Source organism: Pseudomonas sp. S2_F07, assembly GCF_054668325.1.
The window spans coordinates 5,913,592-5,940,567 of the sequence record NZ_CP162758.1 but is presented as its reverse complement, the minus strand read 5'-3'; the positions used below and the strand labels follow the sequence as shown (position 1 = coordinate 5,940,567).

The window sequence follows — 26,976 nt, the reverse complement described above, 5'->3', positions numbered from 1 at the left end:
TTCAGGGACGTCCACATGCCGCTCGCCGAAGCCTTGCCCCAAACCGCACCCAGCCTGACCGCCGTACTGTTCGGCCTCAGTGGCTGCCTGGTGGATTTCGGCGCGCACACGCATAGGCACGGCAGCCACTCGGCCGAACACGCCGAGGCCACTCCCGGCGCACTGGATAGCCTGCGCAGCTTGCAGCGCCAGCAGATCCCCTGCGCCTGGCTCGATGAACTGCCCCCTGCCCTCAGCCAATCCCTGGCCGCTGCGCTGCCGGAATGGATCAAACCTTCGCAACATCCAGCAACAAACAACCCATGGCCCGCCCCGAATGCCTGCTGGCAAGCCTTGATGACCCTGAACGTCGAGCGACTCGACGGCTGCGTACTGGTGAGCGGCGAACCCCGCTTGCTGCAAGCGGGGCTCAATGCCGGGTTGTGGACCATCGGCCTGGCCTCCTGCGGCTCGCTGTGCGGCCTGGCGCCCGAGCAATGGCAAGCCTTATCCCCGCAGGAACGCGACATCAAACGCGCCAAGGCGACGATGCAACTGTTCGGCCTGGGCGTGCATTCGGTGATCGATCATCTCGGTGAACTCGACACCTGCCTGGCGGATATCAGCTTGCGTCGGCTCAAGGGCGAAAAGCCCTGATCGAGATCATGCACGTTGGGCGCGAGTGGATTAATCTAAAGGTCAGCCATCGACCTTTGGCCTGCTGCCATGGTCTATGCCAGTGCCTATCGATTAAAGAAGGAAGAACGCCATGCCTGCCCGCGAACTGCAAGAACAGCTCAATGCCCTGCGCGAGCAATTGGAACAGAATCCTCCATTGTCTGAAGCCGAACGCGCCGAGCTACACGAACTGATGCAACAGATCGAGTTGAAGCTTGAGCTCGAAACCAAAACCCAGGATTCCAGCCTCGCCGATGGCGTCAACCTGGCCGTGGAACGCTTCGAACTCGAACACCCTACCCTTGCTGGCACCTTGCGCAACATCGGGCAGGCCTTGGCCAACATGGGGATCTGAACCCTGCTGATAAAAAAAGCCCTGCTATCGCCAGCAGGGCTTTTTCGTTTCTGCGCCTGGCAATACAAATCCCCTGTGGGAGCGGGCTTGCTCCGGGCGGCGCTCCGACGAAGGCGGCTTCACACTCAACGATGATGTTGACTGACCCACCGCTTTCGCGAGCAAGCCCGCTCCCACATTAGATCTTTACTGACGGACCAGACGATGGTTCGGCAGTTGCACCTCTTCAGTGCTGCGATACGGGTTGATATCCAGCCCGCCACGGCGCACATAACGCGCATACACCGTCAGTTTCTCCGGCTTGAGCAACCGCTGCAGGTCGAGGAATATCCGCTCCACACACTGCTCGTGGAAGTCCGAGTGCTGGCGGAAGCTGACGATGTATTCCAGCAGGCTCGCGTGATCCAGCGCCGAGCCACGGTACTCCACCGCCACGCTGCCCCAGTCCGGCTGGCTGGTCACCGGGCAGTTGGACTTGAGCAAATGGCTGTGCACGCTCTCCTCGACAATGCGCGAATCATCGCAACGCAGCAGTTCCGGCCGTGGATGCTCGTAGTTGCTGACGCTGATATCCAGCTCATCGATGCACACGCCCGGCAAGGCCACGACGCCTTCGTTCTCGACATCCTTGAGGCTGCGAATACGCACGCCCACCGGCTTGCCGGCAGCCGCCGACAAATCCTTGGCCAGCGTCGCCTCAAGGCTCGCGGTATCGGCGAACGGCGTCTGGTTCAGGGAGTTGAGGTACAGCTTGAACGACTTCGACTCGATGATGTTCGGCGAATCCGCCGGGATGCTGAATTCGCCGATCGCCACCACCGGCTTGCCCGAAGGCAGCAGCCAGGACAGCTCGAAGCAGTTCCAGAAGTCCACGCCTTTGTACGGCAGGGTTTGCGCCGTCAGGCCCAGTTCCGCCCATTTCGCGGTGCGCGGGATCGGGAACAGCAAGGACGGCGTGTAGGTGGCGATGTATTCGCTGGACTTGCCCAGCGGCGAATGTTCGGCTGCGGGATGCATGACGGAAACCTGACTGAAGAATCAGCGGATTCTATCAGCCTTTGCTCCCGCCTTTGAGTGCTTACTGACTGACAGTCAATTTGCCGACCATGCCGGCTTGATAATGACCGGGAATGTTGCAGGCAAATTCAAGACTGGTGGCCTTGCTGAAGGTCCAGGTCAGCTCGGCGGTCTTGCCTGGCTCCACCAGCACGCTGTTGGGGTCGTCATGCTTCATGCCGTGGTCCATTTTGCCGTGATCCATGCCGGCCATGTTGCCGTGGTCCATTGCTTTCATGCCGGTGGGCGTCAGCATGCCGCTCTGTTGCATCTGCAGCATTTCCTGCTGGTGTTTGGCGTGCATCGCCGCATCCCCCAGGTTGAGCTCATGCAACAACTGGCCTTTATTGACCAGCACGAAGCGCACGGTTTCCCCGGCCTTGATGTCGATGGCCCGCGGCGTGAAGGACATGTCCTCCATCACCACCTCGATGCTGCGGGTCGCCTTGGCCGCCGGGGCCGGCTGACCGAAATCGAAGGTATGCCCGGCGTCCGCCCACACCGGCGAACTCAGCGCCAGCAAACACAGGATTTGCGCCACGGTTTTGTGTAAAAACATCGTCATACTCCAACAAGATAAGGCTCAGCATGGGCAAAACTCTAAACTGCTGCCACTGCCCGTAACCTGACAGCCAGATTACAACTTTGTCAGGTTGCCCTGTGCCAATGCTGCCCACGGTATAAAGCGTTCGTTCCACTTGCCAAGAGTCGCCCATGAAACTGCTGATCGTCGAAGACCAACCGAAAACCGGCCATTACCTGCGCCAGGGCCTGGCCGAGGCCGGGTTCAACACCGAACTGGTAGCCGACGGCAACACCGGCCAGCAATTGGCCCTCAGCGGCGAATATGCCCTGCTGATTCTCGATGTGATGCTGCCAGGTCGTGATGGCTGGCAGATCCTGCAAGCGGTGCGCAGCGCCGGCCTGGACACGCCGGTACTTTTCCTGACCGCCCGGGACGCCGTGGAAGACAGGGTTCACGGCCTCGAACTGGGCGCCGATGACTATCTGGTCAAGCCGTTTGCCTTCTCCGAACTGCTGGCCAGGGTTCGCAGCCTGTTGCGCCGCGGCAGCGCCACGCCGCAGGAAACCAGCCTGCAACTGGCCGACTTGCGCCTGGACCTGATCCGGCGCCGGGTCGAACGCAGCGGCCAGCGCATCGACCTGACCGCCAAGGAGTTCGCCCTGCTGGAAATGCTCCTGCGCCGCCAGGGCGAAGTCCTGCCCAAGTCGCTGATTGCGTCCCAGGTGTGGGACATGAATTTCGACAGCGACACCAATGTCATCGAAGTGGCGATCCGTCGCCTGCGCCTGAAGATCGACGATGAATTCCCCAACAAGCTGATTCATACCGTGCGCGGCATGGGCTATGTCCTTGAAGAGCGCCCGGCCTGATGCGCCGCCTCTCCCTGAGCAGCCGCCTGGCGCTGCTGTTTGCGGCGTGCACCGCCGTGGTGTCGTTGTTCGCCGGCGTGCTGTTCAGTCGCGCCAGCGAGGCGCACTTCGTTGAGCTCGACCAGCAATTGCTGGACGGCAAGCTGATTGGCTTGCGTCGGGCCCTGCACGACCTTCAGTCGAGTGACAGCGAGGTGAAACTGGCCGAAGAACTGAGCCGGCAGGCGGACCTGTCCCTGCGAATCACCGGCAGCGACGGCCAGCATTGGTATGACAGCTCGGCCAACATTCCCCAGGCACTGCCGCGCCAGCCCGGGTTATCGACGGTGAGCCATGAGGGCATGGATTACCGCGTCCTGAATGCGCCGCTTTTCGCCGACAAACCCGACTCACCGCAACTGACGTTGCTGCTGGACATCACCCACCACCAGCACTTCCTGCAACGCATGCAGCATCTGATCTGGCTGACCGTCGGCCTGTCAGCCCTGGCCACCGCACTGCTGGGCGCCTGGGCGGCACGCAGCGGCTTGCGCCCGTTGCGGCGGATCAGCGCGGTGGCCAGCGGTGTTTCCGCGCAATCGCTGAACGCGCGGTTGCCTGAGGAAAACATGCCGCCGGAACTGGCGGAAATGTCTCACAACTTCAACGCCATGCTCGGACGCCTGGACGACTCGTTTCAGCGGCTGTCGGCCTTTTCCGCCGACATTGCCCATGAACTGCGCACGCCACTGTCGAACCTGCTGACCCATACCCAGGTCACCCTCACCCGCCCTCGCCCCATCGAGGATTACCGCGAAGCCCTGCACAGCAACCTCGAAGAGCTGCAATGGATGGCGCAGTTGGTCAACGACATGCTCTACCTGGCGAAAGCCGATCACGGGTTGTTAATGCCCAAATGCGAGCCACTGGAACTGGCGGAGGAAGCGGATCTGTTGCTGGAGTTCTTTGCGCCATTGGCCGAAGACGCGCAGGTAAAACTGAGTCGTGACGGCAATGCCCGCATCGAAGGTGACCGCAGCATGTTGCGGCGGGCGCTGTCGAACCTGCTGGACAACGCACTGCGCTTTACGCCGGCCGATGGTGAGGTTCGGGTGCGAATCGTCGATCAGCCAAAACAGTTGCGCCTGACCGTTGAAAACACGGGCCAACAGATTTCCAAAGATTTATTGCCGCGCCTGTTTGACCGGTTTTACCGGGCCGATCCTGCGCGCCGCGAAGGCAGCAGTGAACATGCGGGACTGGGACTGGCGATTACCCAGTCGATCATCCGCGCCCATGGCGGGCAGATTCGTTGTGAATCGGAGATTGGGTGGACGCGGTTTGTGATCGAGTTGCCAAGGGGGGATTGAGGCTGGCAGTACCGGCCTCTTCGTCGGAACGCCGCCCGGAGCAAGCCCGCTCCCACAGTTGACCGAGTTGACTCAGATCTAATGTGGGAGCGGGCTTGCTCGCGAAGGCGGTGTTACTGGTTACGAATATCTCAGCGCATGAGCCGGCTCGATCTTCGCCGCCCGCCAGGCCGGGTAAACCGTGGCCAGGAAGCTCATGACAAACCCCGCCGTGCAAATCAGCGCCACATCCGCGCCTTGCAGCTCGGACGGCAGGTTGCTGACGAAATACACGTCGGAACTGAAGATGTGCTGCCCGCTGACCCGCTCGATCCAGCCCACGATCTGGCTGACGTTCAGCGCTGCAATCACGCCCAACACACCGCCAATCAGGGTGCCGACGATGCCGATCACCGTGCCCTGCACCACGAAGATCGCCATGATCTGCCGGGGCGTGGCGCCGATGGTGCGCAGGATCGCGATGTCCGCGCCCTTGTCGTTCACCACCATGATCAGGGTCGCGATGATGTTGAACGCCGCCACCGCGACGATCATCAGCAACAGCAGGCCGATCATGGTTTTTTCCATCTTCATCGCGCTGAACAGGCTGCCCTGGGTGTGGGTCCAGTCGTCAGCCTTGTAGGCGGCGCCCAGCCCCGTGGCGATGTCGTTCGAGACTTGCGGCGCGGCATACAGGTCCTTCACCGCCAGGCGCACGCTCTGCACCTGATTCGGCTCCCAGTGTTGCATCTGCGCGGCATCGGCCATGTGGATCAGCGCCATGGTGCCGTCCAGTTCGGCGCCCACCTTGAACACGCCGACCACGTTCAGCCGTTGCATGCGCGGGGTGATGCCGCCCGGCGCATTGCTGACTTCCGGCACGATCAGGGTGATCTTGTCACCGACATTCAAGCGGAAACGGCGCGCCGTGATCTCACCGATCACCACGCCGAACTCGCCCGGCTTCAGGGCTTCGAGGCTGCCCTGAACGATGTGCTTGGCAACGATCGACACCTGGCCTTCCAGCGCCGGGTCGACACCGCTGACCTGGATCGGCTGCATCGTGCCCTTGTAGGACAGCATGCCCTCCATCTCGGTGAACGGCACCGCCGCCGTCACTTGCGGGTTTTTCATCGCGGCCGCCGCCACGGGCTTCCAGTCATCAATCGGATTGACGCCGACGATGGTGGCGTGGGGCACCATGCCGAGGATGCGCGAGCTCATTTCGCGCTGGAAGCCGTTCATCACCGACAGCACCACGATCATCGCCAGCACGCCGAGGGCGAGACCGATCATCGAGGTCATCGAGATGAAGGAAACAAAGCGATTGCGGCGCTTGGCGCGGGTATAGCGCGTGCCGATAAAGATCGATAACGGTCTGAACATTCGCTGGGGCACCGTATGGAAATAAATGACCCGACGCCTTTTCAGGCATCGGGTTTAAGCCAATCAGATGGGAGTCAGGCAACCTTCCTGCAGGTGCAGGACGCGATCCATCTGGCGGGCCAGGTTCATGTCGTGGGTCACCACCAGGAACGCTGTGCGCATCGAGGTGCTGAGCTCCAGCATCAAGTCCTGGATCCCCTGGGCGGTGTGGGAATCGAGGTTGCCGGTCGGCTCGTCGAGCATCACCAGGCCCGGATTGTTCACCAGGGCGCGAGCGATGGCCACGCGCTGGCGCTCACCACCGGACAGTTCGGCCGGTTTGTGCTCCAGGCGATGGCCCAGCCCTACCCGCTCCAGCAATGCCGTGGCACGCTGGCGCGCTTCGGGGATCGCGGTCTTGCCGATCAGCAGCGGCATGCAGACGTTCTCCAGGGCGGTGAATTCCGGCAGCAGGTGGTGGAACTGGTACACGAAGCCGAGGGCGCGATTGCGCAGCAGGCCGCGTTTCTTCTCGCTCAGCGCCGACAGTTCTTCACCGTCGAGCCAGACGCTGCCCTTGGTCGGGGTATCGAGGCCGCCCAGCAGGTTGAGCAAGGTACTTTTGCCCGAGCCTGACTTGCCGACAATCGCCACACGCTCTCCCGGGTGCAACTCCAGTTGCAGGCCGGCCAACACTTCCACCGATTCCGGGCCTTCCTCGTAGGACTTGCCCAGGCTGCGGCAGCTCAAGATTGCTTTATCACTCATGCCCGACTCACTCATAACGTAGCGCCTCCGCAGGCTGGGTGCGCGCGGCACGCCAGGCTGGATACAGGGTGGCGAGGAAACTCAGGACCAACGCCGCAGAGCAGACCATCACCACGTCCTGGCTCTGCACTTGCGACGGCAGGTAATCGATGAAATACACGTCGGCGTTGAGGAATTTGTGCCCGATCAAGCCTTCGAGGGCCGAGATCGCGGCGCTGACATTCAGCGCGGCAAAGATCCCGACCACGGCGCCAATGGCCGTGCCGACCACGCCAATCACGGTGCCTTGCACCATGAACGTGCGCATGATCGTGCCCGGCGTGGCGCCCAGTGTGCGCAGGATCGCGATGTCACCCTTCTTGTCGTTCACCACCATCACCAGCGTGGAAATGATGTTGAACGCCGCGACGGCAACGATCAGCAGCAGCAACAGGCCAATCATGGCTTTTTCCATGCGGATTGCCTGGTACAGGTTACCGTGGGTACGGGTCCAGTCGCGGGCGTAGAAGCGGTCTTCGCCGAGATCGCGGGCGATGCTCCACGCGGTGCGCGGTGCCTGGAACAGGTCGTCGAACTTCAGGCGCAGGCCCTGGACCTGATCCGGTTTCCAGCGGTGCAGCCGGGCCAGATCCTGCAGGTTGGTGACGCCAAGATAGCCATCGAGTTCACCGGCGCCGACATGGAAGATGCCGACCACGGTAAAGCGCTTCATGCGCGGGAACATCCCGGCCGGGGTCACGGTGACTTCCGGCGCGACGAAGGTCAGCTTGTCGCCAATCGCGGCCCCGAGCTTGGCCGCGGCCTTGTCACCGATGACGATGCCGAACTCACCCGGCACCAGGTCGTCGAGTTTTCCCTGGGTCATGAATTGATCGATGATCGACACCTGGCGCTCTTGCACCGGGTCAATGGCATTGAGCAGGACCTTCGAGACCTTGCCGTTGTTGGTCAGCAAACCCTGCATTTGCGTAAACGGCGCCACGGCCGTCACCTGCGGGTTCTGCTTGACCTTCGCGGCCAGGCTTTGCCAATCGCTGATGGCCTCGCCGGACTCGATGGTCGCGTGGGGCACCATGCCCAGCACGCGGGTGCGCATTTCATGATCGAAGCCGTTCATCACCGACAACACCACGATCATCACGACCACGCCAAGGGCGAGCCCGATCATCGAAGTCAGGGAAATGAATGACACAAAATGATTGCGACGCTTTGCACGGGTGTAACGCGTGCCGATAAATACGAAGAGAGGTCTGAACATGTCGGGGCTTGTTCGGAGGGAAAAGGAACGTCCTTGTGGCGGGGGTCGATAACCAGCTTTACACTCAGACCACCGCCGCTACCATGGGTTCGCCATGTCGACATTAGATGAAGAAGATCGCCGCGAATACTACCGTATCGAGGATACGATCGCACTGGAAATTCGGCCCCTGTCCGCTTCTGAAGCCACAGGCCAGGAAGTGTTGCAGGATGCTTCCCCACTCTTCAACTTGCTCAGCGAACTGCACCTGAGCGAATTCGAGTCGCAACACCTGTTGCGCCAGATCAGCGAACGCGACCGCAACCTCGCGGCGTTCCTCAAATCCCAGAACAAACGCATCGACCTGCTGAGCCAGGTGATCGCCATCACCGTGCTCGGGCAGATCGGCGAACCGCAGCCGGTGATCATCTCCGAAGGCGGCATCGACTTTCAGCATCCATCGCCCCTTGCCGCCGGCGCACGCCTGTCGGTCAAACTGGTGCTGATGCCGCAAGCCCTGGGCCTGCTGCTGCGCGCCCGCGTCACCCATTGCGACCGCAAGGACGACGGCTATGACGTCGGTACCGAGTTCGAACACCTGACCGACGCCCAACGCCAACTGCTGGCCCGCCACATCTTGCAGAAGCAGGCCCAGGAACGACGCCTGGCCCGCGACCAACTAGAATCAGGCAATTAATTTAAGGAAGAACCGTGACCCTCATCTACGGCCATCGCGGCGCCAAGGGCGAAGCACCGGAAAACACCCTGACCAGCTTTCAGGAATGTCTCAAGCACGGCGTGCGTCGCTGCGAACTGGACCTGCACCTGTCCATGGACGGCGAGCTGATGGTCATCCACGACCCGACCCTCAAGCGCACCACTGACCGTCGCGGCAAGGTCGTCGAACACACGGCGGCCGAGCTGGTGACGTATGACGCACGCAAGGGTGGCCCGGGCTGGATCAAGCCGTGCCCGATTCCGACGCTGGAACAACTGTTCGAGAAATGCGACTTCGATCACTGGCAGCTGGAAGTCAAAAGCGCATCGAGGATGCGTGCCGCGACCACCGTGCTGGCAATCCGTGAAATGGCGCAGCGTCATGGCCTGATGGACAAGGTGACCATCACTTCGAGTTCCCGTGAAGTGCTCAAGGCTGCGCTGGAACTGGTGCCGGACGTGTCCCGCGGGCTGGTGGCCGAGTATGCCTGGCTCGACCCGCTGAAGGTCGCGGCCAGCTATGGCTGTGAGATTCTGGCGCTGAACTGGACCCTGTGCACGCCGGAACGCCTGCAAAAGGCGCAGCGTCAGGGGCTGCATGTGTCGGTATGGACCGTCAACGAGCCCGCGCTGATGCGCAGACTCGCCGACTTCGGCGTTGACAGCCTGATTACAGACTTTCCCGGTTTGGCCACTGCCACGCTCGAGAATTGCTGAAATCGGTCTCCCCGGCCGGCTCAGGCCACCGGCCGGAGCCCGTCAAAAAAGCCGGTTGAGGCCGTCGTACGCAGCTACCCGATAGGCTTCGGCCATGGTCGGGTAGTTGAACGTGGTGTTGACGAAGTACTTCAGCGTATTCAGTTCACCCGGCTGGTTCATGATCGCCTGACCGATGTGCACGATCTCCGACGCCTGATAACCGAAGCAGTGAACGCCCAGCACTTCCAGGGTTTCACGGTGGAACAGGATCTTCAGCATGCCTTGCGGCTCGCCGGCGATCTGCGCCCGCGCCATGCTCTTGAAGAACGCCTTGCCCACTTCGTACGGCACCTTGGCCTGGGTCAGCTCCTGCTCGTTCTTGCCGATCGAGCTGATCTCCGGAATGGTGTAGATGCCGGTCGGCACGTCATTCACAAAGCGCCAGCTACCGTTATCAACGATGCTGCCGGCGGCCGAACGACCCTGGTCATGGGCGGCACTGGCCAGGCTCGGCCAGCCAATCACATCACCGGCGCCGTAGATGTTCGGCACGCAGGTGCGGTACGCCTCGTCGACTTCGATCTGGCCACGGCTGTTGACCTTGACGCCGATGTTCTCCAGACCGAGCTGATCGGTGTTGCCGGTACGGCCGTTGCACCAGAGCAAGGCGTCGGCCTTGATCTTCTTGCCGGACTTCAGATGCAGGATCACGCCATTGTCCACGCCTTCGACGCGGTCGTAGTCTTCGTTGTGGCGAACCGTGATGTTGTTGTTGCTGAAGTGATAGCTCAACGCCTGGGAGATTTCCGAGTCGAGGAAGCTCAGCAACTGGCCACGGTTGTCCACCAGTTCGACCAATACGCCCAGGCCACTGAAGATCGAAGCGTATTCGCAACCGATCACGCCAGCGCCGTAAACGATGAGTTTGCGCGGGGTGTGGCCGAGGCTGAGGATGGTGTCGCTATCGTAGATACGCGGGTGGTGGAAATCGATGTCCGCCGGGCGATAAGGACGCGAACCGGTGGCGATGATGATGTGCTTGGCCACCAGCTTCTCGACCACGCCGTTGGCGCAGACCACTTCGATGGTTTGCTCGTCGGCGAAGCTGCCGGTGCCGAAGAACACGTCGACGCGGTTACGGGCGTAGTAGCCGGTACGCGAAGCGACTTGTTTGGAGATGACTTTCTCGGCGCTTTTCAACACGTCCGGAAACGAGAACCAGCGCGGCTCACCAATGGCCCGGAACATCGGGTTGGTGTTGAATTGCATGATCTGCCGCACCGAGTGACGCAGTGCCTTGGACGGGATGGTGCCCAAGTGAGTGCAGTTGCCGCCGACCTGGCGACGGCTATCGACCATCGCCACCTTGCGCCCTGCCTTGGCGGCGTTCATTGCCGCGCCTTCCCCTGCCGGGCCGGAACCCAACACCACCACGTCGTAGTTGTAGACAGCCATGCGTACTCCTCAGAACAGGCCGCGGCACCCTCGGCACCTGCGGCTAAATCACGCCAATGCGTGGCATGAAGGAACAATTTGGGGCCAGTGCAGAACCCGGACACAGTCTATAGAAGCGTCAACGCCGCGCACATTAACCCTTGGTCGCGTCGTAGGCTACTTTTGCCTGCGCTACAACGCCAGTTTTCAATGCTCAAATCGCCGAAATCATTCGGTTTTTTTGCCACTGAGGCGCTCAAAAGCGTGACTGCTGCGTGTGACGAAACCTGTATCGGCACGAATCACAAAAAATGCGCCGATATCGTGTTTTTCTGCGTAGTCCCAACCGCGCTCCGGGCCGAGAATCAGCAACAGCGTCGATAAGCCATCGGCCATCAACGCGGAAGGATGAATTACCGTGACCGATGCCAGGGTGTGTGAGACCGGCGCACCAGTGCGGGCATCGAAGGTGTGGGAAAAACGCTGGCCGTCCTGCTCGAAATAATTGCGGTAGTCGCCGGAAGTGGACAGGCCATAGCCGTCGACGACAATGACCCGATCGGCCACCTGCCGGTCATCCCGCGGCTCTTCCAGGGCAATGCGCCATGGCGAACCGTCAGCTTTCTTACCGGAGGCCTTGAGCTCGCCCGTAGCCTCGGCGAGGTAGTCGTGGATGCCCATCGTCTCGAGTCTTGCGGCAATCGTGTCCACCGCATAACCGGCGGCGATGCTGTTGAAGTCGACCTCGACGGCAGCGTCCTTGCACAACCGGTCGCCCTCGATACGCAAGTGTTCATGGCCGACGCGCTTGCGGGCTTCGGCGAGGGCTTCGGTGGTCGGGACTTTCTCCCCACGGGCCTGCGGACCAAATCCCCAGAGATTGAGCAACGGCTCCACCGTCAGATCGTAGGAACCGTCGCTTTGCACTGACAGCTGCTCGCCCACGCGGACCAATTCGAGGATCGAGGCCGGCATCGCCTGACAGCGGTTGGCCGGCAATGCATTGAAGCGCTCAATGTCCGAGTCACTGCGATAAGTGGACATTTGCCGGTCAATGTCAGCGAGGATCTGCTCAACCTGGACGCGGACCACGTCCGGCGCCGGAAGACCGGCATGGCGTACATACTTGATCGAATAAGTGCTGCCCATGGTCGGGCCGCCAAAGCTTTCGAGGGCGTCGCCGTTACCACAGCCTGATAGTGCGCCGAGCAGCAAAAATGCCACCCCCTGCCACCTGATCAACAATTCCCGAGCTCCCCGAAACATCCCCTGACACGCCGCCAGGGCCAGCCATTATGCGATAGAACTGTGGGAGCGGGCTTGCCCGCGAAGAGGCCATCACAGTCAACATTGATATTTCTGTCAGACCGCTATCGCGAGCAGGCTCGCTCCCACATTGGATCGCTGGTGTGATCACGACCGCGCAAACACCACCAATCCCTGTAGGAGCGAGCTCGCTCGCGATGGTCGTCAACGATAACGCATGTTTACTGGTTAAACGCAGCGCTCTTGGCTCCATCATCGGAACACCGCCCGGAGTAATCTCGCTCCTACAAAGTTCTTGACCGAACTGCAATGGCTGCAAACGGGGTCTTTTCATGGAGTCGCGGTATCGGTGACGCATTGTTTTAGTCGATGCGAATCCGTACCGCTGCCTTCGCTGCGATCAATATCGCCGTTGGCATCAAGGTAGATGTGCGTATTGGACCATGTCGGGGTGATATTTACGCAGTGTCGGAGATCTTTATCGTTCCACCAAGAGATCTCCATGAAAAACTTCTCATCTGGAAACAAAAAACCATGATCGCGTGTGCTGCTGCCAGGGGGCATACCACCTTTGTATATCCGGCGTTGTACATTCCAGATGAACCGCAATTCGCCTTCGCCATTCTTGGAGTAATGAACCGTCGCGGCGGGCAGCACAATAATTTGCCAGAGGGCGATCAAGAGAAGAACCACCAATGGCAGCAATAGTGGTATCAACGGAATCAATAGCCACCGAATGTAACGCGACCGAGGTTTATTACCAGGAATGGACACGGACTCCGTCTCCTAGATTCACCTTACAAGTTGTGCATCTCACTACTCTTCATGGGCTTGCGGTATCCGTGAAGCATTGCTTCAGTCGATGCGCATCCGTGCCACTGCCTTCGCTGTAATCAATGTCGCCATTGGCATTGAGGTAAATATGCGTATTGGGCCACCTAGGGGTTACGTTGACGCAATGTCGGAGCGCGCCATCGTTCCACCAGGAAATTTCCATGAAAAAATTCTCATCCGGAAACAGAAAGCCATAATCACGCGTACCGCCTCCGGGTTGCATAAGCCCCTTGAAAATACGGTCCTGCACGTTCCATATGTATTTAAGTTCGCCACGAGCATCTTCGGAGTAGTGAACAGTCACAGTAGGTAACGCAATATCCCAATGAGTGATGGCCAAAAACACAACTGGAATCCACAACCATCGCTTATACCGCCTCCGGGATTTACTTGCAGTCGTGGACACGGACTCCTTCCCCCCAGTTTTCCGGAGCAATTGCCAACACTTCACTCATAATTATCTGCGCAGTTATCCCGCCATCAGGGTGCTGATTGGCGAGTTTTAAACCGATGTTTATCGACACTTTATCCTCCCATGGTCACAATTCAGTCCAAGGGCTGACCGTAGAATGAAGGTCGGAGCGTTTTTTTGATCCTGTACTCATTGCCGAGGGCATTCCGTTAATCGATCTGAATCGGCTGCACTAGTGTGACCGCTATCGAGAGCTCCATCTGCTCCAATATATATACTGGTCGTTGGCCACTTAGGACTTATCCTTACGCAATGACTTTTCCCTGAGACAGTCCAGTCGAACTGCATGAAAAAATCATTATTTTTAAAAATATGGCCGGGACCTCCTGTAGATTGGCCAGGGGAGATTTCTCCTCGAAATATATCGTGCTGAGTATTTAGAACAAACTCCAACTTTCCGCCCCCCTCCTCTGAGAAATAGACTTTCACCCTTGGCACGGAGACATACCAGACAAAATATATCAGAAGCAATATTGCTAGCAGTCTACGCATAAACAAAAGCAGCACCCTTTTATTTACATTTTGGGATACTGATAATCTTGTGAAGCCGATCCCCTCAGAACTTGGCATCTTTCAGGGGCTCGCGGTATCTGTGATACATTGTTTCAAGCGATCCGAATCAGTGCCACTGCCTTCGCTGAGATCAATATCACCATTGGCATCAAGATAGATATCCGTATTAGGCCACTTCGGGGTTATGTTGACGCAGTGGGCACGAACATTTTTGCTCCACCAGGAGATTTCCATAAAAAAATTATCATCCGGAAACAGGTGACCATTATCGACTGTGCCTCCGCCGGGTTGCATCCCTCCTTTGTATACCCGGTCTTGGACATTCCAGATGTATCTGAGCTCCTCCCTCCCGCTCTCGGGATAGTGAATAGTAACCGTAGGTAGCGCAATATCCCAGTGGGTGATGGCCAGATACACAATCGGAATCCACAACCACCTTTTAAAAGATTGACCTCTTTTACGTGCAGGAGTGCTCACGAACTCCATCCCCCCAATTTTCGGGTGCGACTGCCAAAACTTCGCTCATGATGATTTTGGCTGTCACCCCGCCATTTGCGTATTGACTGGCGAGTTTCACACCAATACTTATCGCCACCCTATCGGCTATATCGTCAAATGCCCGTAGTCCGTCAACTAGACTCGCAGTTAGATGCGGGCCTGGGTATTTCTTATGGTCTTCAATCCACCTTTTTGTGTCCGAGCCAATTTGCTCAACTCCCGCACCATCCAACAATACGCTTTGTGAAAGCCCACCTACTATGCCGACGTACCCATAATGGATGTTCGACCAAATATCGTAGTAGTAGTCATATCGGCCTTGCTTGTGCCGGACGTCATCGTTGTACATAGCCCGAAGCTTCGGCTTGTGATCCCACTCCATATTCTGACCCACCTGCTTCGTCCAGATCGCCATCGCCTCAAGCTTCTTCGTCCATGCAATTCCGTTGAAATTTGGTGGTCCAGCCAGTCTGGCGTACCAGGGTAACGCCCGAAATTTCCTGGCTTGCGCGCTGCTGTCGTAGCTCATCAGCTCTTTCATTTTCAACACGGACGGATGCTTGATGTTCCTATTCATCTCACCTGCGATGTAGCTGGCAAGCTCTTCCATCTGGTCTGGATGGTTACAGGCTTCGCTTCCACCAAGGTCGCCGGGTGGTGCAGAGATTTTATCTGCCAGCTTCAGATCAACCACCTGAGGTTTGGCCGTAAAGCTGTTTTCAGCCGGAGCCGCCGATGAGCCCGCAGCCCTGGTGGCCGGCTGTGCAGGGCTTGCGTTGCTTTGATACGTGGCCGTCATTACGGAGGGGATCAGTCGAGCTTTACAGGGGCAATTACTGTAACTGTCCAGCGTACCAGCCATGAGCTTTCCATGACTGATCATGTGCGAAATACCACCGACGATCCGATACGTCTTCCCGTCTTTTCCACAGGTAACTCGATCACCATCGCAGGCGTGGGCAACGCCATACATCATGATCCGGGTGTCACCATCCAGAACTTTGCCACCACAAGTGGTTCGGTCATTCAGACCGATGAAATGTCCTTCTTTCATTGAATTTCTTCTCCGTTACTTCCGGCCGAGTCCAGAAAGTTTTCGACCATCAGCTGCGTGAGCATTTAAGCAACGCAGCACTGAGACAGCTTTGGACAGCGCCAGACTTCGTCACTCAATCCGCGACCGATGGCAAAAAATCCTCGCCCATCGACACACCTTCGCGCGCAATAAACACGTAGCCGCCTTGCGGTGTATTGATGATTTCGTCGCCATTGCTGAGCATGCTGCCGACCAGCGCCACATCATTGTTGTCTTGCCCTGCGCCGGTGATGATTTGCGCCGTACTGCCATCGGCATACAGGACGTAGTCGCCTGTTCGCGCTACGCGCACCGAGCGTCCATTTTCCAACTTGAACTCCAGCGGCCCCGTCCCTTGCTGGATCACCCCGCCGTTACGGGTGTGGCTGCCCTCGGTTGCGCACCGGAAGATTGCGATAGCAGGATGAGCGTCGATGTAAGCCTGCTGTTGACGCACAACCACTTGGGCGTGCTCATGGAATTGCGCAATTTGCTGCTCAGTGAAGTGTGGATTGTCCAGACTGCGCAGATACTCTGGGGAAACATCGTTGGTATACAAAGGCTGCATGGGTGCATTCATTTCAAAATCCATATCCCAGGAAGGGTGTTCAGAAATAATGCGGCGGACGCTAACAGCGTCGCGATCCTCACGGCAGGGTCAAAAGAATGATTCAGAAGTTTCGCCAATAGAAACGATCCTTTTCCTACAGGACTGTTTCTAAAGCGTATTTATTGCGGAGCGCACAAACAAAAACGCCCCGACCAAGGCCGGGGCGTTTCATGTGCAGCTAAAGGCTTAGCGCGGGAATGCTGGCGGGTTTACACCGGCCATGTCTTCCATCACGCGAACCACCTGGCAGCTGTAACCGAACTCGTTGTCGTACCAGACGTACAGAACAACGCGGTTATCCTGGGTGATGGTCGCTTCAGCGTCCACTACGCCTGCGTGGCGCGAGCCAACGAAGTCGGTGGAAACCACTTCCTGGGAGCTCACGTAGTCGATCTGCTTGTGCAGGTCCGAGTGCATGGCCATCTGGCGCAGGTACTCGTTGATCTCTTCGCGAGTGGTGGCCTTTTCCAGGTTCAGGTTCAGGATGGCCATCGACACGTTCGGCGTAGGAACGCGAATCGCGTTGCCGGTCAGCTTGCCCTTGAGCACTGGCAGCGCCTTGGCGGCTGCGGTGGCGGCACCGGTCTCGGTGATAACCATGTTCAGCGGCGCGGCGCGGCCACGACGGCTACCCTTGTGGAAGTTGTCGATCAGGTTCTGGTCGTTGGTGAACGAGTGAACGGTTTCGACGTGGCCGTTGACGATGCCGTACTTGTCGTTGACTGCCTTTAGCACCGGCACGATGGCGTTGGTGGTGCAGGAAGCCGCCGAGATGATCTTGTCGTCAGGGGTGATTTCGCCATGGTTGATGCCATGCACGATATTCTTCAGCGCGCCCTTGCCAGGTGCGGTGAGGATCACGCGGGCAGCGCCCGGGCAGGCCAGGTGCTGGCCCAGGCCGTCAGCGTCACGCCATACACCGGTGTTGTCGACGATCAGGGCGTTTTCGATGCCGTACTGGGTGTAGTCGACTTCGGCCGGGCTCTTGGCGTAGATAACCTGGATCAGGTTGCCGTTGGCGGTGATGGTGTTGTTGGCTTCATCGATGGTGATGGTGCCATCGAACGGACCATGGACCGAGTCGCGGCGCAGCAGGCTGGCACGCTTGACCAGGTCGTTCTCGGCGCCCTTGCGGACAACGATGGCGCGCAGGCGCAGGCCGTCGCCGCCACCGGTTTTCTCGATCAGGATGCGCGCCAGCAGACGGCCGATACGACCGAAGCCGTAGAGGACAACGTCGGTGCCTTTGCGGGCCGATGCGTTTTGCTGGCCAACCACGTCAGCCAGTTCTTCACGGACGAACTGCTCGGCAGTACGGCCATTGCCTTCGGCCTTGAACTTGGCCGCCAGCTTGCCCAGGTCCACCGAAGCGGCGCCGAGCTTGAGTTCGCTCATCGCCTTGATCAGCGGGAATGTTTCGTGGACGGACAGCTCGCTTTCGTCGGACTGACGGTGACGAGCAAAGCGGTGAGCTTTGAGAATCGCAATGACTGAACGATTGATCAGGCTGCGGCCATAGATCGAGCTCACCACGTTGTTATTGCGGTAGAGCTGACCGATAAGCGGAATCATCGCTTCTGCGAGTGCTTCACGGTCGATCCATTCACCAAGACACTGGTCGGGCTTCTGAGTCACGGGAACCTTCCACATGTAGGGGCAGAAAAAAGGGGCTACATTATGCCGCCGAGTGACAGCGGTAGCAATGCGCGCCCGTCGTGCTTTACGTAACAATTCGTCGTTCAAAAAAATTACGCCCCGCGCAAACCCAATAAAACCGGGGCTTTCAGCGCAGTCAATTTTTTGGAGGCCGCGCGTCGTTATCCGTAACCCTCCGTAACACTCGTTGTTTTTGCCACTACATATTCAATAATTCATGGCAAAAAAACGCCGGATTTTGTCTTTACCACTACATTTCACCAAACCCGTGCTTTAGACACAGTCAGCAACTGACAGGCGGCATCGTTGACCGCTACAATTGCCGACTTTGTCGCAACGCTTGGAGCTCAACCTTCCGTGCCCGTTCTGCGTCTACCGCTTCTCCCTGCCGCGGCAGGTAAACAGCACTGGGGCAACCTGCCCGGTGCCGCCCTGAGCCTGGCCATCGCCGAGGCCGCCAGCGCTGCCAAGCGCTTTACCCTGCTGCTGACCGCCGACAGCCAAAGTGCCGAACGGCTGGAACAGGAGCTGGGTTTCTTCGCCCCGGATTTGCCCGTATTGCACTTTCCGGACTGGGAAACCCTGCCCTACGACCTGTTCTCGCCGCACCAGGACATCATTTCCCAGCGCATCGCCAGCCTGTACCGGCTGCCGGAACTGAGCCATGGCGTGCTGGTGGTGCCGATCACGACCGCCCTGCATCGCCTCGCGCCGACCAAATTCCTGCTCGGCAGCAGCCTGGTGCTGGACATCGGCCAGAAGCTCGACGTCGAGCAAATGCGCACCCGGCTTGAAGCCACGGGCTATCGCTACGTCGATACGGTGTATGAGCACGGCGAGTTCACCGTTCGCGGCTCGCTGATCGATCTGTTCCCGATGGGCAGCAAACTGCCGTATCGCATCGACCTGTTCGACGACGAAATCGAAACCCTGCGCACCTTCGACCCGGAGAACCAGCGCTCGATCGACAAGGTTGATTCGGTCAAGCTGTTGCCGGCCAAGGAATTCCCGCTGCAAAAAGAAGCGGTCACTCGCTTCAAGGCGCGCTTTCGCGAGCGCTTCGATGTCGATTTCCGCCGCTGCCCGATTTTCCAGGATTTGAGCAGCGGGATTACCCCGGCCGGCATCGAGTACTACCTGCCGCTGTTCTTCGAAGAAACCTCGACGCTGTTCGATTACCTGCCCCAGGACACCCAAGTGTTCTCGCTGCCCGGCATCGAACAGGCCGCGGAAAACTTCTGGAACGACGTACGCAATCGCTATGAAGAACGCCGCGTCGACCCGTCCCGTCCTTTATTACCGCCCGCCGAACTGTTCCTGCCGGTGGAAGACTGCTTCGCGCGCCTGAAGAACTGGCCGCGCGTGGTGGCCAGTCAACAGGATGTGGAAAGCGGTGGCGGTCGCGAGCGCTTCCCCGCTCGCGAGCTGCCGAACCTGGCCATCGAAGCCAAGGCCACCCAACCGCTGGCGGCACTGGCGGAGTTCCTCGACCAGTTCCCCGGTCGCGTGCTGTTCACCGCCGAATCGGCAGGTCGCCGCGAAGTGTTGCTGGAACTGCTGGAACGCTTGAAGCTGCGACCGAAAACCGTCGACAGCTGGCCGGACTTTGTCGCCGGCAAGGAACGCCTGGCGATCACCATCGCCCCGCTCGACGAAGGCTTGCTGCTCGATGACCCGGCCCTGGCCCTTGTCGCGGAAAGCCCGTTGTTCGGCCAGCGCGTGATGCAGCGCCGTCGCCGCGAAAAGCGCGCCGATGCCAACAACGATGCCGTCATCAAGAACCTCACCGAGCTGCGCGAAGGTGCGCCGGTGGTGCACATCGACCACGGCGTCGGCCGCTACCTGGGCCTGGCGACCCTGGAAATCGACAGCCAGGCCGCTGAATTCCTCGCCCTGGAATACGCCGAAGGCGCCAAGCTTTATGTACCGGTGGCCAACCTGCACCTGATCGCTCGCTACACCGGCAGCGACGATGCCCTGGCCCCACTGCACCGCCTCGGTTCCGAGACCTGGCAGAAAGCCAAGCGCAAAGCCGCCGAACAGGTGCGCGACGTCGCCGCCGAGTTGCTCGACATCTATGCCCGCCGCGCCGCCCGCGAAGGCTACGCTTTCGCCGACCCGAAGGCCGACTACGCCACCTTCAGCGCCGGCTTCCCGTTCGAAGAAACCCCGGACCAGCAAACCACCATCGACGCGGTGCGCGAAGACATGCTTGCGCCCAGGCCGATGGATCGCCTGGTATGTGGCGACGTCGGCTTCGGCAAGACCGAAGTGGCGATGCGCGCCGCGTTCATCGCCGTGCACGGCGGTCGCCAGGTGGCGATCCTGGTGCCGACCACCCTGCTCGCCCAGCAGCACTACAACAGCTTCCGCGACCGCTTTGCCGACTGGCCGGTAACCGTGGAAGTGATGAGCCGCTTCAAGTCGGCCAAGGAAGTGAATGCGGCAGTCGCGGACCTGGCCGAAGGCAAGATCGACATCGTCATCGGCACGCACAAGCTGCTGCAGGACGACGTGAAGATCAAAAACCTTGGCCTGGTGATCATCGACGAGGAACACCGTTTCGGCGTGCGCCAGAAAGAACAGCTCAAGGCCCTGCGCAGCGAAGTCGACATCCTGACCCTGACCGCCACGCCGATCCCGCGCACGCTGAACATGGCGGTGTCGGGCATGCGCGACCTGTCAATCATCGCCACGCCGCCGGCCCGCCGCCTGTCGGTCCGCACCTTCGTCATGGAACAGAACAAGAGCACGGTCAAAGAGGCCTTGCTGCGTGAGTTGCTGCGTGGCGGCCAGGTCTACTACCTGCACAACGACGTGAAGACCATCGAGAAATGCGCCGCCGACCTCGCCGAACTGGTGCCGGAAGCACGGATCGGCATCGGCCACGGGCAGATGCGCGAACGCGAACTCGAACAGGTGATGAGCGACTTTTACCACAAGCGCTTCAACGTGCTGATCGCCTCGACCATCATCGAGACCGGCATCGACGTACCAAGCGCCAACACCATCATCATCGAGCGTGCCGACAAGTTCGGCCTGGCACAGTTGCACCAATTGCGCGGCCGGGTCGGACGCAGCCACCACCAGGCCTATGCCTACCTGTTGACACCGCCACGCCAGCAAATCACCCCGGACGCGGAAAAGCGCCTGGAAGCGATTGCCAACACCCAGGACCTCGGCGCGGGCTTCGTGCTCGCCACCAACGACCTGGAAATCCGTGGCGCCGGCGAACTGCTCGGCGACGGCCAGAGCGGGCAGATCCAGGCTGTCGGCTTCACGCTGTACATGGAAATGCTCGAGCGCGCGGTGAAGTCGATCCGCAAGGGCGAGCAACCGAACCTCGATCAACCGCTCGGCGGCGGTCCGGAAGTCAACTTGCGGGTACCGGCGTTGATTCCGGAAGACTACCTGCCGGATGTCCACGCCCGCCTGATTCTCTACAAGCGCATTGCCTCGGCCACCGACGAGGACGGCCTCAAGGATTTGCAGGTGGAGATGATCGACCGTTTCGGCCTGTTGCCGGAACCGACCAAGAACCTGATCCGTATCACTGCATTGAAATTGCAGGCCGAGCAACTGGGCATCAAGAAAGTCGATGGCGGCCCCCAGGGCGGTCGCGTCGAGTTCGCCGCACAGACGCCGGTCGACCCGCTGACCCTGATCAAACTGATCCAGAGCCAGCCAAAACGCTACAAATTCGAAGGCGCCACGATGTTCAAGTTCATGGTTCCGATGGAGCGCCCGGAAGAGCGCTTTAATACTGTAGAGGCGCTGTTCGAGCGCCTCGTTCCGAAAACTGCTTGAAGGACGCCGCATGCGCCTGTTTCGCTCACTGACCCTGCTGACCCTGTTGATGCCAACGCTGGTCGCACCCACGGCATTTGCCGATGACCTGTATCAGGTCGAAATGATTCTGGTCCGTCAAAACGCCGTGCCGGCGATTGTCAGCCGCGCCGCGCCGGAAGACTGGGCGGCGGGCGCCCAACCGGTCAGCCCCGACAGCCTGCGCACGCCAAGCCTCAATGGCGAGGTGGAAAAACTCACCAGCAGCGCCGACTACACGGTGTTGCTGCACAAGGCCTGGCAACAACCCCTCGGTGAAACGGCCAGCAAAGTGGCGGTCAGCGACGGTAAGGAACAATATGGTCAGTTCCCGATCGAGGGCACACTGAACATGAAACTGGGACGTTTTACCGACGTCGACGCCGATTTCTGGGTCAACCAGATCGATGCCAATGGCATGGTGACCGCCAGCGAGCGCCTGAAACAGGAAAGCCACACCAAGAACGGCCAGTTGAATTTTCTCGATAACGGCCACCTCGGCCTGTTGATCAAGATCACCTCGCTGACCGCCCCCGCACCCCGAGCAGCTCCCGAAGAAATTCCGGACTGATTCCCTATGTCCGCGACCCTGAGCAAACCCCTCGCACCGTCCTGGGTCAGCCGATTCAAGGAACAGAGCCTGGAGCGTGGTCGCCGTTACGCGCTGGAGAATCGCGTCAGGATCGTCGAGGCCGGCGACGCAACCATCGTCGCCGCGTGTGAAGGCTCTGGCGGTAACGTTTACCGTCAGACCATTCGCCTGCGCGAGTCAGCCAAAGGCACGCTGCTGATGGTCGACGCCACCTGCTCCTGCCCGGTCCACAGCAACTGCAAACATTGCGCGGCGGTGCTCCTGCAAGTGCAGGAAACCCTCGACTACCCCGCTGCCGCCAAAGACGCCGAACTCCTGGAAAAGCTCCAGGCCGTCCTGGAAAACCGCAGCCCGAAAGCCCCGCCGCAAGTGCTGGTGGACAATGTGCAACCGGTACCGCGCCTATGGCTGGCGAGCATCGAGTTTAGCGCCTTCGAACCGCGCAACGGTCGAATGCAGCGTTACATCCAGCATCGCGCGGCGCTGTCTTTCAGTTACCTGGACGAGTACGTCAGCGGGCAGAAAAACACCGACATCCTGATTCGCCAGGAAACCCAGACGCTGCGGATAAAACGCCACCCGGACGTGGAACAGTCCTACCGGGAACAGCTGCGAATCCTCGGCTTCAAAGTCGCCACCCGGCAAAGCAAGGCCTTGCCGGAAAGCGCCGGCGAGCTGTTCGAGATGGTCAATGACAGCGCCTGGCTGACCTTTACCCTCAATGAACTGCCGAAGTTGCGCGCCCAGGGCTGGGAGTTGCAGATCGACGAGGACTTCGGGTTCGACCTGACAGCGGTAGACGATTGGTACGCCACCGTCGAACAAGCGCCGGAGCGCGACTGGTTCGACCTGGAACTGGGGATCATCGTCAACGGCGAACGCCTGAGCCTGTTGCCGATCCTGCTCAACCTGATGCGCTCCCACACCGAAATCCTCAACCCGGAACGCCTCGCCCGACGCCGCGACGACGAGCTGATCCTGGTGAATATCCCCAATCGCCCGAATTCCGAGCACGGCCCATTACAAGTCGCCCTGCCCTTCGGCCGCTTGAAACCGGTGCTGGCCACCCTTGGCGAGTTCTACCTGCAGGAGCCCGGCGACACCACGCTGCGCCTGAGCAAGGCCGATGCCACGCGCCTGAACCCGCTGGAAGACATGCCGCTACTGTGGGAGGGTGGCGAACAGATCCGCACCTTTGCCCAGCGCCTGCGCGACATCAAGGACCACACGGCCATCGCCCCGGAAGGCCTGAATGCGACGCTGCGTCCGTATCAGCTCGAAGGCTTGAGCTGGATGCAATCACTGCGGCAGTTGGAGGTGGGTGGAATTCTCGCGGACGACATGGGCCTGGGCAAAACCCTACAGACACTGGCCCATGTGCTGAGCGAGAAAAACGCCGGCCGCCTGGATCGGCCGTGCATGGTGGTGATGCCGACCAGCCTGATCCCCAACTGGCTCGACGAAGCGGCGCACTTTACGCCGCAGCTCAAGGTACTGGCGCTGTACGGTGCCGGCCGCAAAAAGCACTTCGACAAGCTGGCTGACTACGATCTGATCCTGACCACCTATGCGCTGCTGCCCAAGGATGTCGAACGCCTGGCGGCGCAGCCCTTGCACATATTGGTGCTGGATGAAGCGCAATACATCAAGAACCCGACCAGCAAGGCCGCCCAGGCTGCCCGCGAGCTCAATGCCCGACAGCGCCTGTGCCTGAGCGGTACGCCGCTGGAAAACCACCTCGGTGAACTCTGGTCACTGTTTCACTTCCTCCTGCCCGGCTGGCTGGGCGACGTCAAAAGCTTCAACCGCGATTACCGCGTGCCGATTGAAAAACGCACCAGCGAAGTCAGGCTTGCGCACCTCAACGGTCGGATCAAACCTTTCCTGCTGCGCCGCACCAAGGAACAGGTGGCGACCGAGTTGCCGCCGAAAACCGAGATCATTCACTGGGTCGAACTCAACGAGGCCCAGCGTGATGTGTACGAAACCATGCGCCTGGCCATGGACAAGAAAGTCCGCGACGAGATCACCCGCAAAGGCGTGGCCCGCAGCCAGATCATTATTCTCGAAGCCCTGCTCAAGCTGCGTCAGGTGTGTTGCGATTTGCGCCTGGTCAACGAGGCGACCCCGCCAAGCCGTGGCAGCACGTCGGGCAAGCTCGACAGCCTGATGGAAATGCTCGAGGAATTGTTCGAGGAAGGTCGACGAATCCTGCTGTTCTCGCAGTTCACTTCAATGCTGTCGCTGATCGAAGACGAACTGAACAAACGCGGCGTGGCCTACGCCCTGCTAACCGGCCAGACCCGCGACCGCCGTACTCCAGTGAAGGAATTCCAGAGCGGCAAGCGTCAGATTTTTCTGATCAGCCTGAAGGCCGGTGGCGTTGGCCTGAACCTGACCGAGGCGGACACGGTGATTCATTACGACCCGTGGTGGAACCCGGCGACGGAAAACCAGGCGACCGACCGCGCGTATCGCATCGGCCAGGAGAAGCCGGTGTTCGTTTACAAAATGATCGCGCGCGGCACGGTGGAAGAAAAGATTCAGCACCTGCAAAAGGAAAAATCCGACCTCGCGGCCGGTGTGCTGGATGGGCGCAAGGCCGGGGACTGGAAGCTGCAAAACGATGATATCGAGGCGCTGTTTGCGCCGCTGCCGGAAAACCTCGAAAAACGTTGAGACTTTCGGCGTTTTTTAGACCGCCATCGCGAGCAAGCTCGCTCCCACAGGTTCAGTGATGTCCGCAAAAGTTGTGTTCGACGCGGACACTGTGGGAGCGAGCTTGCTCGCGATGGGGTCAACGCGGTATCAAGTGGGGCTCAGCCCTTGAGCACCCGCGCCAACGTCGATTTCACCTTGCCCATGCCGTCATGCAACGCCTGCTCGATCTCGGCCATGGTAATCACCGCCGTCGACTTGCCCGCCGCCGGGTTCACCACTAGCGCCAGACAGGCGTAATCCAGTTCCAGCTCGCGGGCCAGGGCCGCTTCCGGCATACCTGTCATGCCGACGATGTCGCAGCCGTCGCGCTCCAGTCGGGCGATTTCAGCCACTGTCTCCAGTCGCGGCCCTTGAGTGCAGGCATACACGCCATGACTGCTGTAACCCACGCCTTCCACCGCCAATGCCGCAATCAGTTGCTGGCGCAACGGTTCGCTATAGGGATAGCTGAAGTCGATATGGGTGACGTGCACCAGGTCATCGGCAAAGTAGGTGTGCTCACGACCGCTGGTGTAGTCGATCAACTGATGTGGCACGCAAAAATGCCCGGTGCCCATGGCGGCATGGATGCCACCCACGGCATTGACCGCCAGAATGGCTTCGGCACCGGCCTGCTTCAGCGCCCAGAGGTTGGCGCGGTAGTTGACCTGATGCGGCGGAAAACGATGGGGATGGCCGTGACGCGCGAGGAACAGTACTTCCTTGCCGGCATACTCGCCGATCTGAACCTCGGCCGAAGGTGCGCCATAAGGCGTGTCCACTGCCAGTGACTGGCGAATGCTCAGGCCTTCGAGTTGAGTCAGGCCAGTGCCACCGATAATCGCGTAAACCGTCATAACGAACAGTCCTTAATCAATCAATTGAGCTTCTTTGAGCGCGCCGACAGCGGCCAGCCAGCGCGGGTCCTGACGGTATTCGGTGCTGGCGAACGACTGGCCGCGCATCCGTGCAATGCGCTCGGAAGGCTTGACCTTCAGGCGTTGCGCAGCGCTCAAGGCCAGTTCGGCGGCCGCACGGTCGTTGCACACCAGGCCCATGTCGCAACCGGCAGTCAGCGCCGCTTCGATACGGCTGGCGGCATCGCCGACCACGTGAGCGCCCGCCATGGACAGGTCATCACTGAAAATCACGCCATCGAACTGCAGTTCGCCACGCAGGATGTCCTGCAACCAGCGTCGGGAGAAACCGGCGGGCTGGGAATCGACCTGTGGATAAATAACGTGGGCCGGCATGACCGCGGCCAGTTGCTTGCTCAGTTTGGCAAACGGCACCAGGTCATTGGCGCGAATCTCGTCGAGGCTACGTTCGTCGTTGGGGATCGCGACGTGGGAATCCGCTTCAGCCCAGCCGTGGCCGGGGAAGTGCTTGCCGGTAGCCGCCATGCCTGCGCTGTTCATACCGCGGATGAATGCACCCGCGAGCAAGGCCGCGCGCTCGGGATCACCTTCGAACGAGCGAGTGCCGACAACGGCGCTGCGCTGGTAATCCAGGTCGAGCACCGGGGCGAAGCTCAGGTCCAGACCAACGGCCAACACTTCGGTCGCCATGATCCAGCCGCACTGCTCGGCCAGGTATTCGGCGTTCGGGTTGTCGGCAATGGCGCGCATGGCGGGCAAGCGCACGAAACCCTGGCGCAGGCGCTGCACGCGGCCGCCCTCTTGATCCACCGCCAGCAGCAGATCGGGACGAATGGCGCGAATGGCCGCACTCAGCTCGCGCACTTGACGCGGATGCTCGATGTTACGGGCAAAGATGATCAGGCCACCCACTTCGGGCTGGCGCAACAATTGGCGATCTTCAGCGGTCAGCCAGGTACCGGCGACGTCCACCATCAACGAGCCTTGCAAGCCAGCAGTCATAGAAATTCCTTGATAACAGAAAACCCGGCCCACACGAATTCGCC

At 59.8% G+C, this 26,976-nt stretch carries 24 protein-coding genes; 9 read left to right on the top strand and 15 right to left on the bottom strand.

From position 1 onward, the window contains the following. Positions 1–15: 15 nt before the first annotated feature. Positions 16–636 carry a hypothetical protein gene (locus tag AB4O40_RS26985; protein ID WP_056722029.1) on the top strand — a complete coding sequence of 207 codons (621 nt, stop codon included), beginning with the start codon at positions 16–18 and terminating at the stop codon, positions 634–636. A 112-nt stretch (positions 637–748) separates the two neighbouring features. Continuing rightward, complete coding sequence (locus tag AB4O40_RS26980) at positions 749–1,012, top strand: DUF4404 family protein (RefSeq protein WP_008053327.1); 264 nt, start codon at positions 749–751, stop codon at positions 1,010–1,012. 186 nt (positions 1,013–1,198) lie between these two features. On the opposite strand, the gene queF is transcribed toward AB4O40_RS26980, so the two are convergent. Together queF and copI are read right to left on the bottom strand one after the other, a co-directional pair. Further along, positions 1,199–2,029 (bottom strand): NADPH-dependent 7-cyano-7-deazaguanine reductase QueF, encoded by an 831-nt coding sequence (gene queF, locus AB4O40_RS26975; protein ID WP_056722027.1) that lies wholly within the window; start codon positions 2,027–2,029, stop codon positions 1,199–1,201. Positions 2,030–2,090: 61 nt separating this feature from the next. Continuing rightward, a complete protein-coding gene (copI, locus tag AB4O40_RS26970; RefSeq protein ID WP_056722025.1) occupies positions 2,091–2,627 on the bottom strand; it encodes a copper-resistant cuproprotein CopI in 537 nt (178 codons plus the stop codon). A 155-nt stretch (positions 2,628–2,782) separates the two neighbouring features. Here copI and AB4O40_RS26965 point away from each other — a divergent pair, with 155 nt between their 5' ends. Then, on the top strand, positions 2,783–3,463 hold the full coding sequence (locus AB4O40_RS26965; RefSeq protein WP_007995297.1) for a heavy metal response regulator transcription factor: 681 nt from the start codon (positions 2,783–2,785) through the stop codon (positions 3,461–3,463). Further along, on the top strand, positions 3,463–4,812 hold the full coding sequence (locus AB4O40_RS26960; protein WP_414918613.1) for a heavy metal sensor histidine kinase: 1,350 nt from the start codon (positions 3,463–3,465) through the stop codon (positions 4,810–4,812). Before AB4O40_RS26965 ends, AB4O40_RS26960 begins: the two co-directional genes overlap by 1 nt. A 120-nt stretch (positions 4,813–4,932) precedes the next feature. Here AB4O40_RS26960 and AB4O40_RS26955 read toward each other — a convergent pair whose 3' ends face one another. The 3 genes from AB4O40_RS26955 to AB4O40_RS26945 all read right to left on the bottom strand — a co-directional run bounded on the left by AB4O40_RS26955 (position 4,933) and on the right by AB4O40_RS26945 (position 8,182). Continuing rightward, positions 4,933–6,177 carry a lipoprotein-releasing ABC transporter permease subunit gene (locus AB4O40_RS26955; RefSeq protein WP_414918614.1) on the bottom strand — a complete coding sequence of 415 codons (1,245 nt, stop codon included), beginning with the start codon at positions 6,175–6,177 and terminating at the stop codon, positions 4,933–4,935. A gap of 63 nt (positions 6,178–6,240) precedes the next feature. Next, entirely contained in the window at positions 6,241–6,924 is a 684-nt protein-coding gene (gene lolD / locus AB4O40_RS26950; protein ID WP_173677889.1) for a lipoprotein-releasing ABC transporter ATP-binding protein LolD, read from the bottom strand. A 7-nt stretch (positions 6,925–6,931) separates the two neighbouring features. Continuing rightward, on the bottom strand, positions 6,932–8,182 hold the full coding sequence (locus tag AB4O40_RS26945) for a lipoprotein-releasing ABC transporter permease subunit (protein ID WP_056722020.1): 1,251 nt from the start codon (positions 8,180–8,182) through the stop codon (positions 6,932–6,934). Positions 8,183–8,276: 94 nt separating this feature from the next. On the opposite strand from AB4O40_RS26945, the gene AB4O40_RS26940 reads away from it, so the two are divergent. Together AB4O40_RS26940 and AB4O40_RS26935 are read left to right on the top strand one after the other, a co-directional pair. Beyond that, on the top strand, positions 8,277–8,858 hold the full coding sequence (locus tag AB4O40_RS26940; RefSeq protein ID WP_414914701.1) for a PilZ domain-containing protein: 582 nt from the start codon (positions 8,277–8,279) through the stop codon (positions 8,856–8,858). A 14-nt stretch (positions 8,859–8,872) separates the two neighbouring features. Then, a complete protein-coding gene (locus AB4O40_RS26935) occupies positions 8,873–9,595 on the top strand; it encodes a glycerophosphodiester phosphodiesterase (protein ID WP_056722015.1) in 723 nt (240 codons plus the stop codon). Between the two features lie 42 nt (positions 9,596–9,637). Here the strand turns inward: AB4O40_RS26935 and sthA are convergent, their stop codons facing one another. The 8 genes from sthA to AB4O40_RS26895 all read right to left on the bottom strand — a co-directional run bounded on the left by sthA (position 9,638) and on the right by AB4O40_RS26895 (position 17,929). After that, entirely contained in the window at positions 9,638–11,032 is a 1,395-nt protein-coding gene (gene sthA, locus AB4O40_RS26930) for a Si-specific NAD(P)(+) transhydrogenase (RefSeq protein ID WP_007984277.1), read from the bottom strand. 207 nt (positions 11,033–11,239) lie between these two features. Continuing rightward, positions 11,240–12,277 carry an FAD:protein FMN transferase gene (locus tag AB4O40_RS26925; RefSeq protein WP_056722013.1) on the bottom strand — a complete coding sequence of 346 codons (1,038 nt, stop codon included), beginning with the start codon at positions 12,275–12,277 and terminating at the stop codon, positions 11,240–11,242. A 330-nt stretch (positions 12,278–12,607) separates the two neighbouring features. Continuing rightward, on the bottom strand, positions 12,608–13,051 hold the full coding sequence (locus AB4O40_RS26920; protein ID WP_460057215.1) for a hypothetical protein: 444 nt from the start codon (positions 13,049–13,051) through the stop codon (positions 12,608–12,610). A 49-nt stretch (positions 13,052–13,100) separates the two neighbouring features. Beyond that, complete coding sequence (locus AB4O40_RS26915; RefSeq protein WP_460057218.1) at positions 13,101–13,457, bottom strand: hypothetical protein; 357 nt, start codon at positions 13,455–13,457, stop codon at positions 13,101–13,103. 699 nt (positions 13,458–14,156) lie between these two features. Further along, positions 14,157–14,582 (bottom strand): hypothetical protein, encoded by a 426-nt coding sequence (locus AB4O40_RS26910; RefSeq protein ID WP_414914697.1) that lies wholly within the window; start codon positions 14,580–14,582, stop codon positions 14,157–14,159. Further along, a complete protein-coding gene (locus AB4O40_RS26905) occupies positions 14,554–15,648 on the bottom strand; it encodes a polymorphic toxin type 44 domain-containing protein (RefSeq protein ID WP_460057221.1) in 1,095 nt (364 codons plus the stop codon). The genes AB4O40_RS26910 and AB4O40_RS26905 overlap by 29 nt, the downstream gene beginning before the upstream one ends. A gap of 115 nt (positions 15,649–15,763) precedes the next feature. Further along, complete coding sequence (locus tag AB4O40_RS26900) at positions 15,764–16,249, bottom strand: hypothetical protein (protein ID WP_414914695.1); 486 nt, start codon at positions 16,247–16,249, stop codon at positions 15,764–15,766. Positions 16,250–16,465: 216 nt separating this feature from the next. Beyond that, positions 16,466–17,929, bottom strand: a complete 1,464-nt coding sequence (locus tag AB4O40_RS26895; protein WP_056722011.1) for a glyceraldehyde-3-phosphate dehydrogenase — start codon at positions 17,927–17,929, stop codon at positions 16,466–16,468. 363 nt (positions 17,930–18,292) lie between these two features. Between AB4O40_RS26895 and mfd the strand changes: the two genes are divergently transcribed. From mfd to AB4O40_RS26880, 3 genes are read left to right on the top strand one after another with little or no spacing between them, the layout of a single operon-like run. Then, a complete protein-coding gene (gene mfd / locus AB4O40_RS26890; RefSeq protein ID WP_056722009.1) occupies positions 18,293–21,742 on the top strand; it encodes a transcription-repair coupling factor in 3,450 nt (1,149 codons plus the stop codon). A 10-nt stretch (positions 21,743–21,752) separates the two neighbouring features. Then, positions 21,753–22,331 carry a CsiV family protein gene (locus tag AB4O40_RS26885; RefSeq protein WP_056722008.1) on the top strand — a complete coding sequence of 193 codons (579 nt, stop codon included), beginning with the start codon at positions 21,753–21,755 and terminating at the stop codon, positions 22,329–22,331. A 6-nt stretch (positions 22,332–22,337) separates the two neighbouring features. After that, positions 22,338–25,031 (top strand): SNF2-related protein, encoded by a 2,694-nt coding sequence (locus AB4O40_RS26880; RefSeq protein WP_414914693.1) that lies wholly within the window; start codon positions 22,338–22,340, stop codon positions 25,029–25,031. Positions 25,032–25,171: 140 nt separating this feature from the next. Here the strand turns inward: AB4O40_RS26880 and AB4O40_RS26875 are convergent, their stop codons facing one another. Together AB4O40_RS26875 and nagZ are read right to left on the bottom strand one after the other, a co-directional pair. Further along, positions 25,172–25,909 carry an S-methyl-5'-thioinosine phosphorylase gene (locus tag AB4O40_RS26875; protein ID WP_460057229.1) on the bottom strand — a complete coding sequence of 246 codons (738 nt, stop codon included), beginning with the start codon at positions 25,907–25,909 and terminating at the stop codon, positions 25,172–25,174. A gap of 12 nt (positions 25,910–25,921) precedes the next feature. After that, positions 25,922–26,932 carry a beta-N-acetylhexosaminidase gene (gene nagZ, locus AB4O40_RS26870; RefSeq protein WP_056722002.1) on the bottom strand — a complete coding sequence of 337 codons (1,011 nt, stop codon included), beginning with the start codon at positions 26,930–26,932 and terminating at the stop codon, positions 25,922–25,924. Between the last annotated feature and the right edge of the window lie 44 nt (positions 26,933–26,976).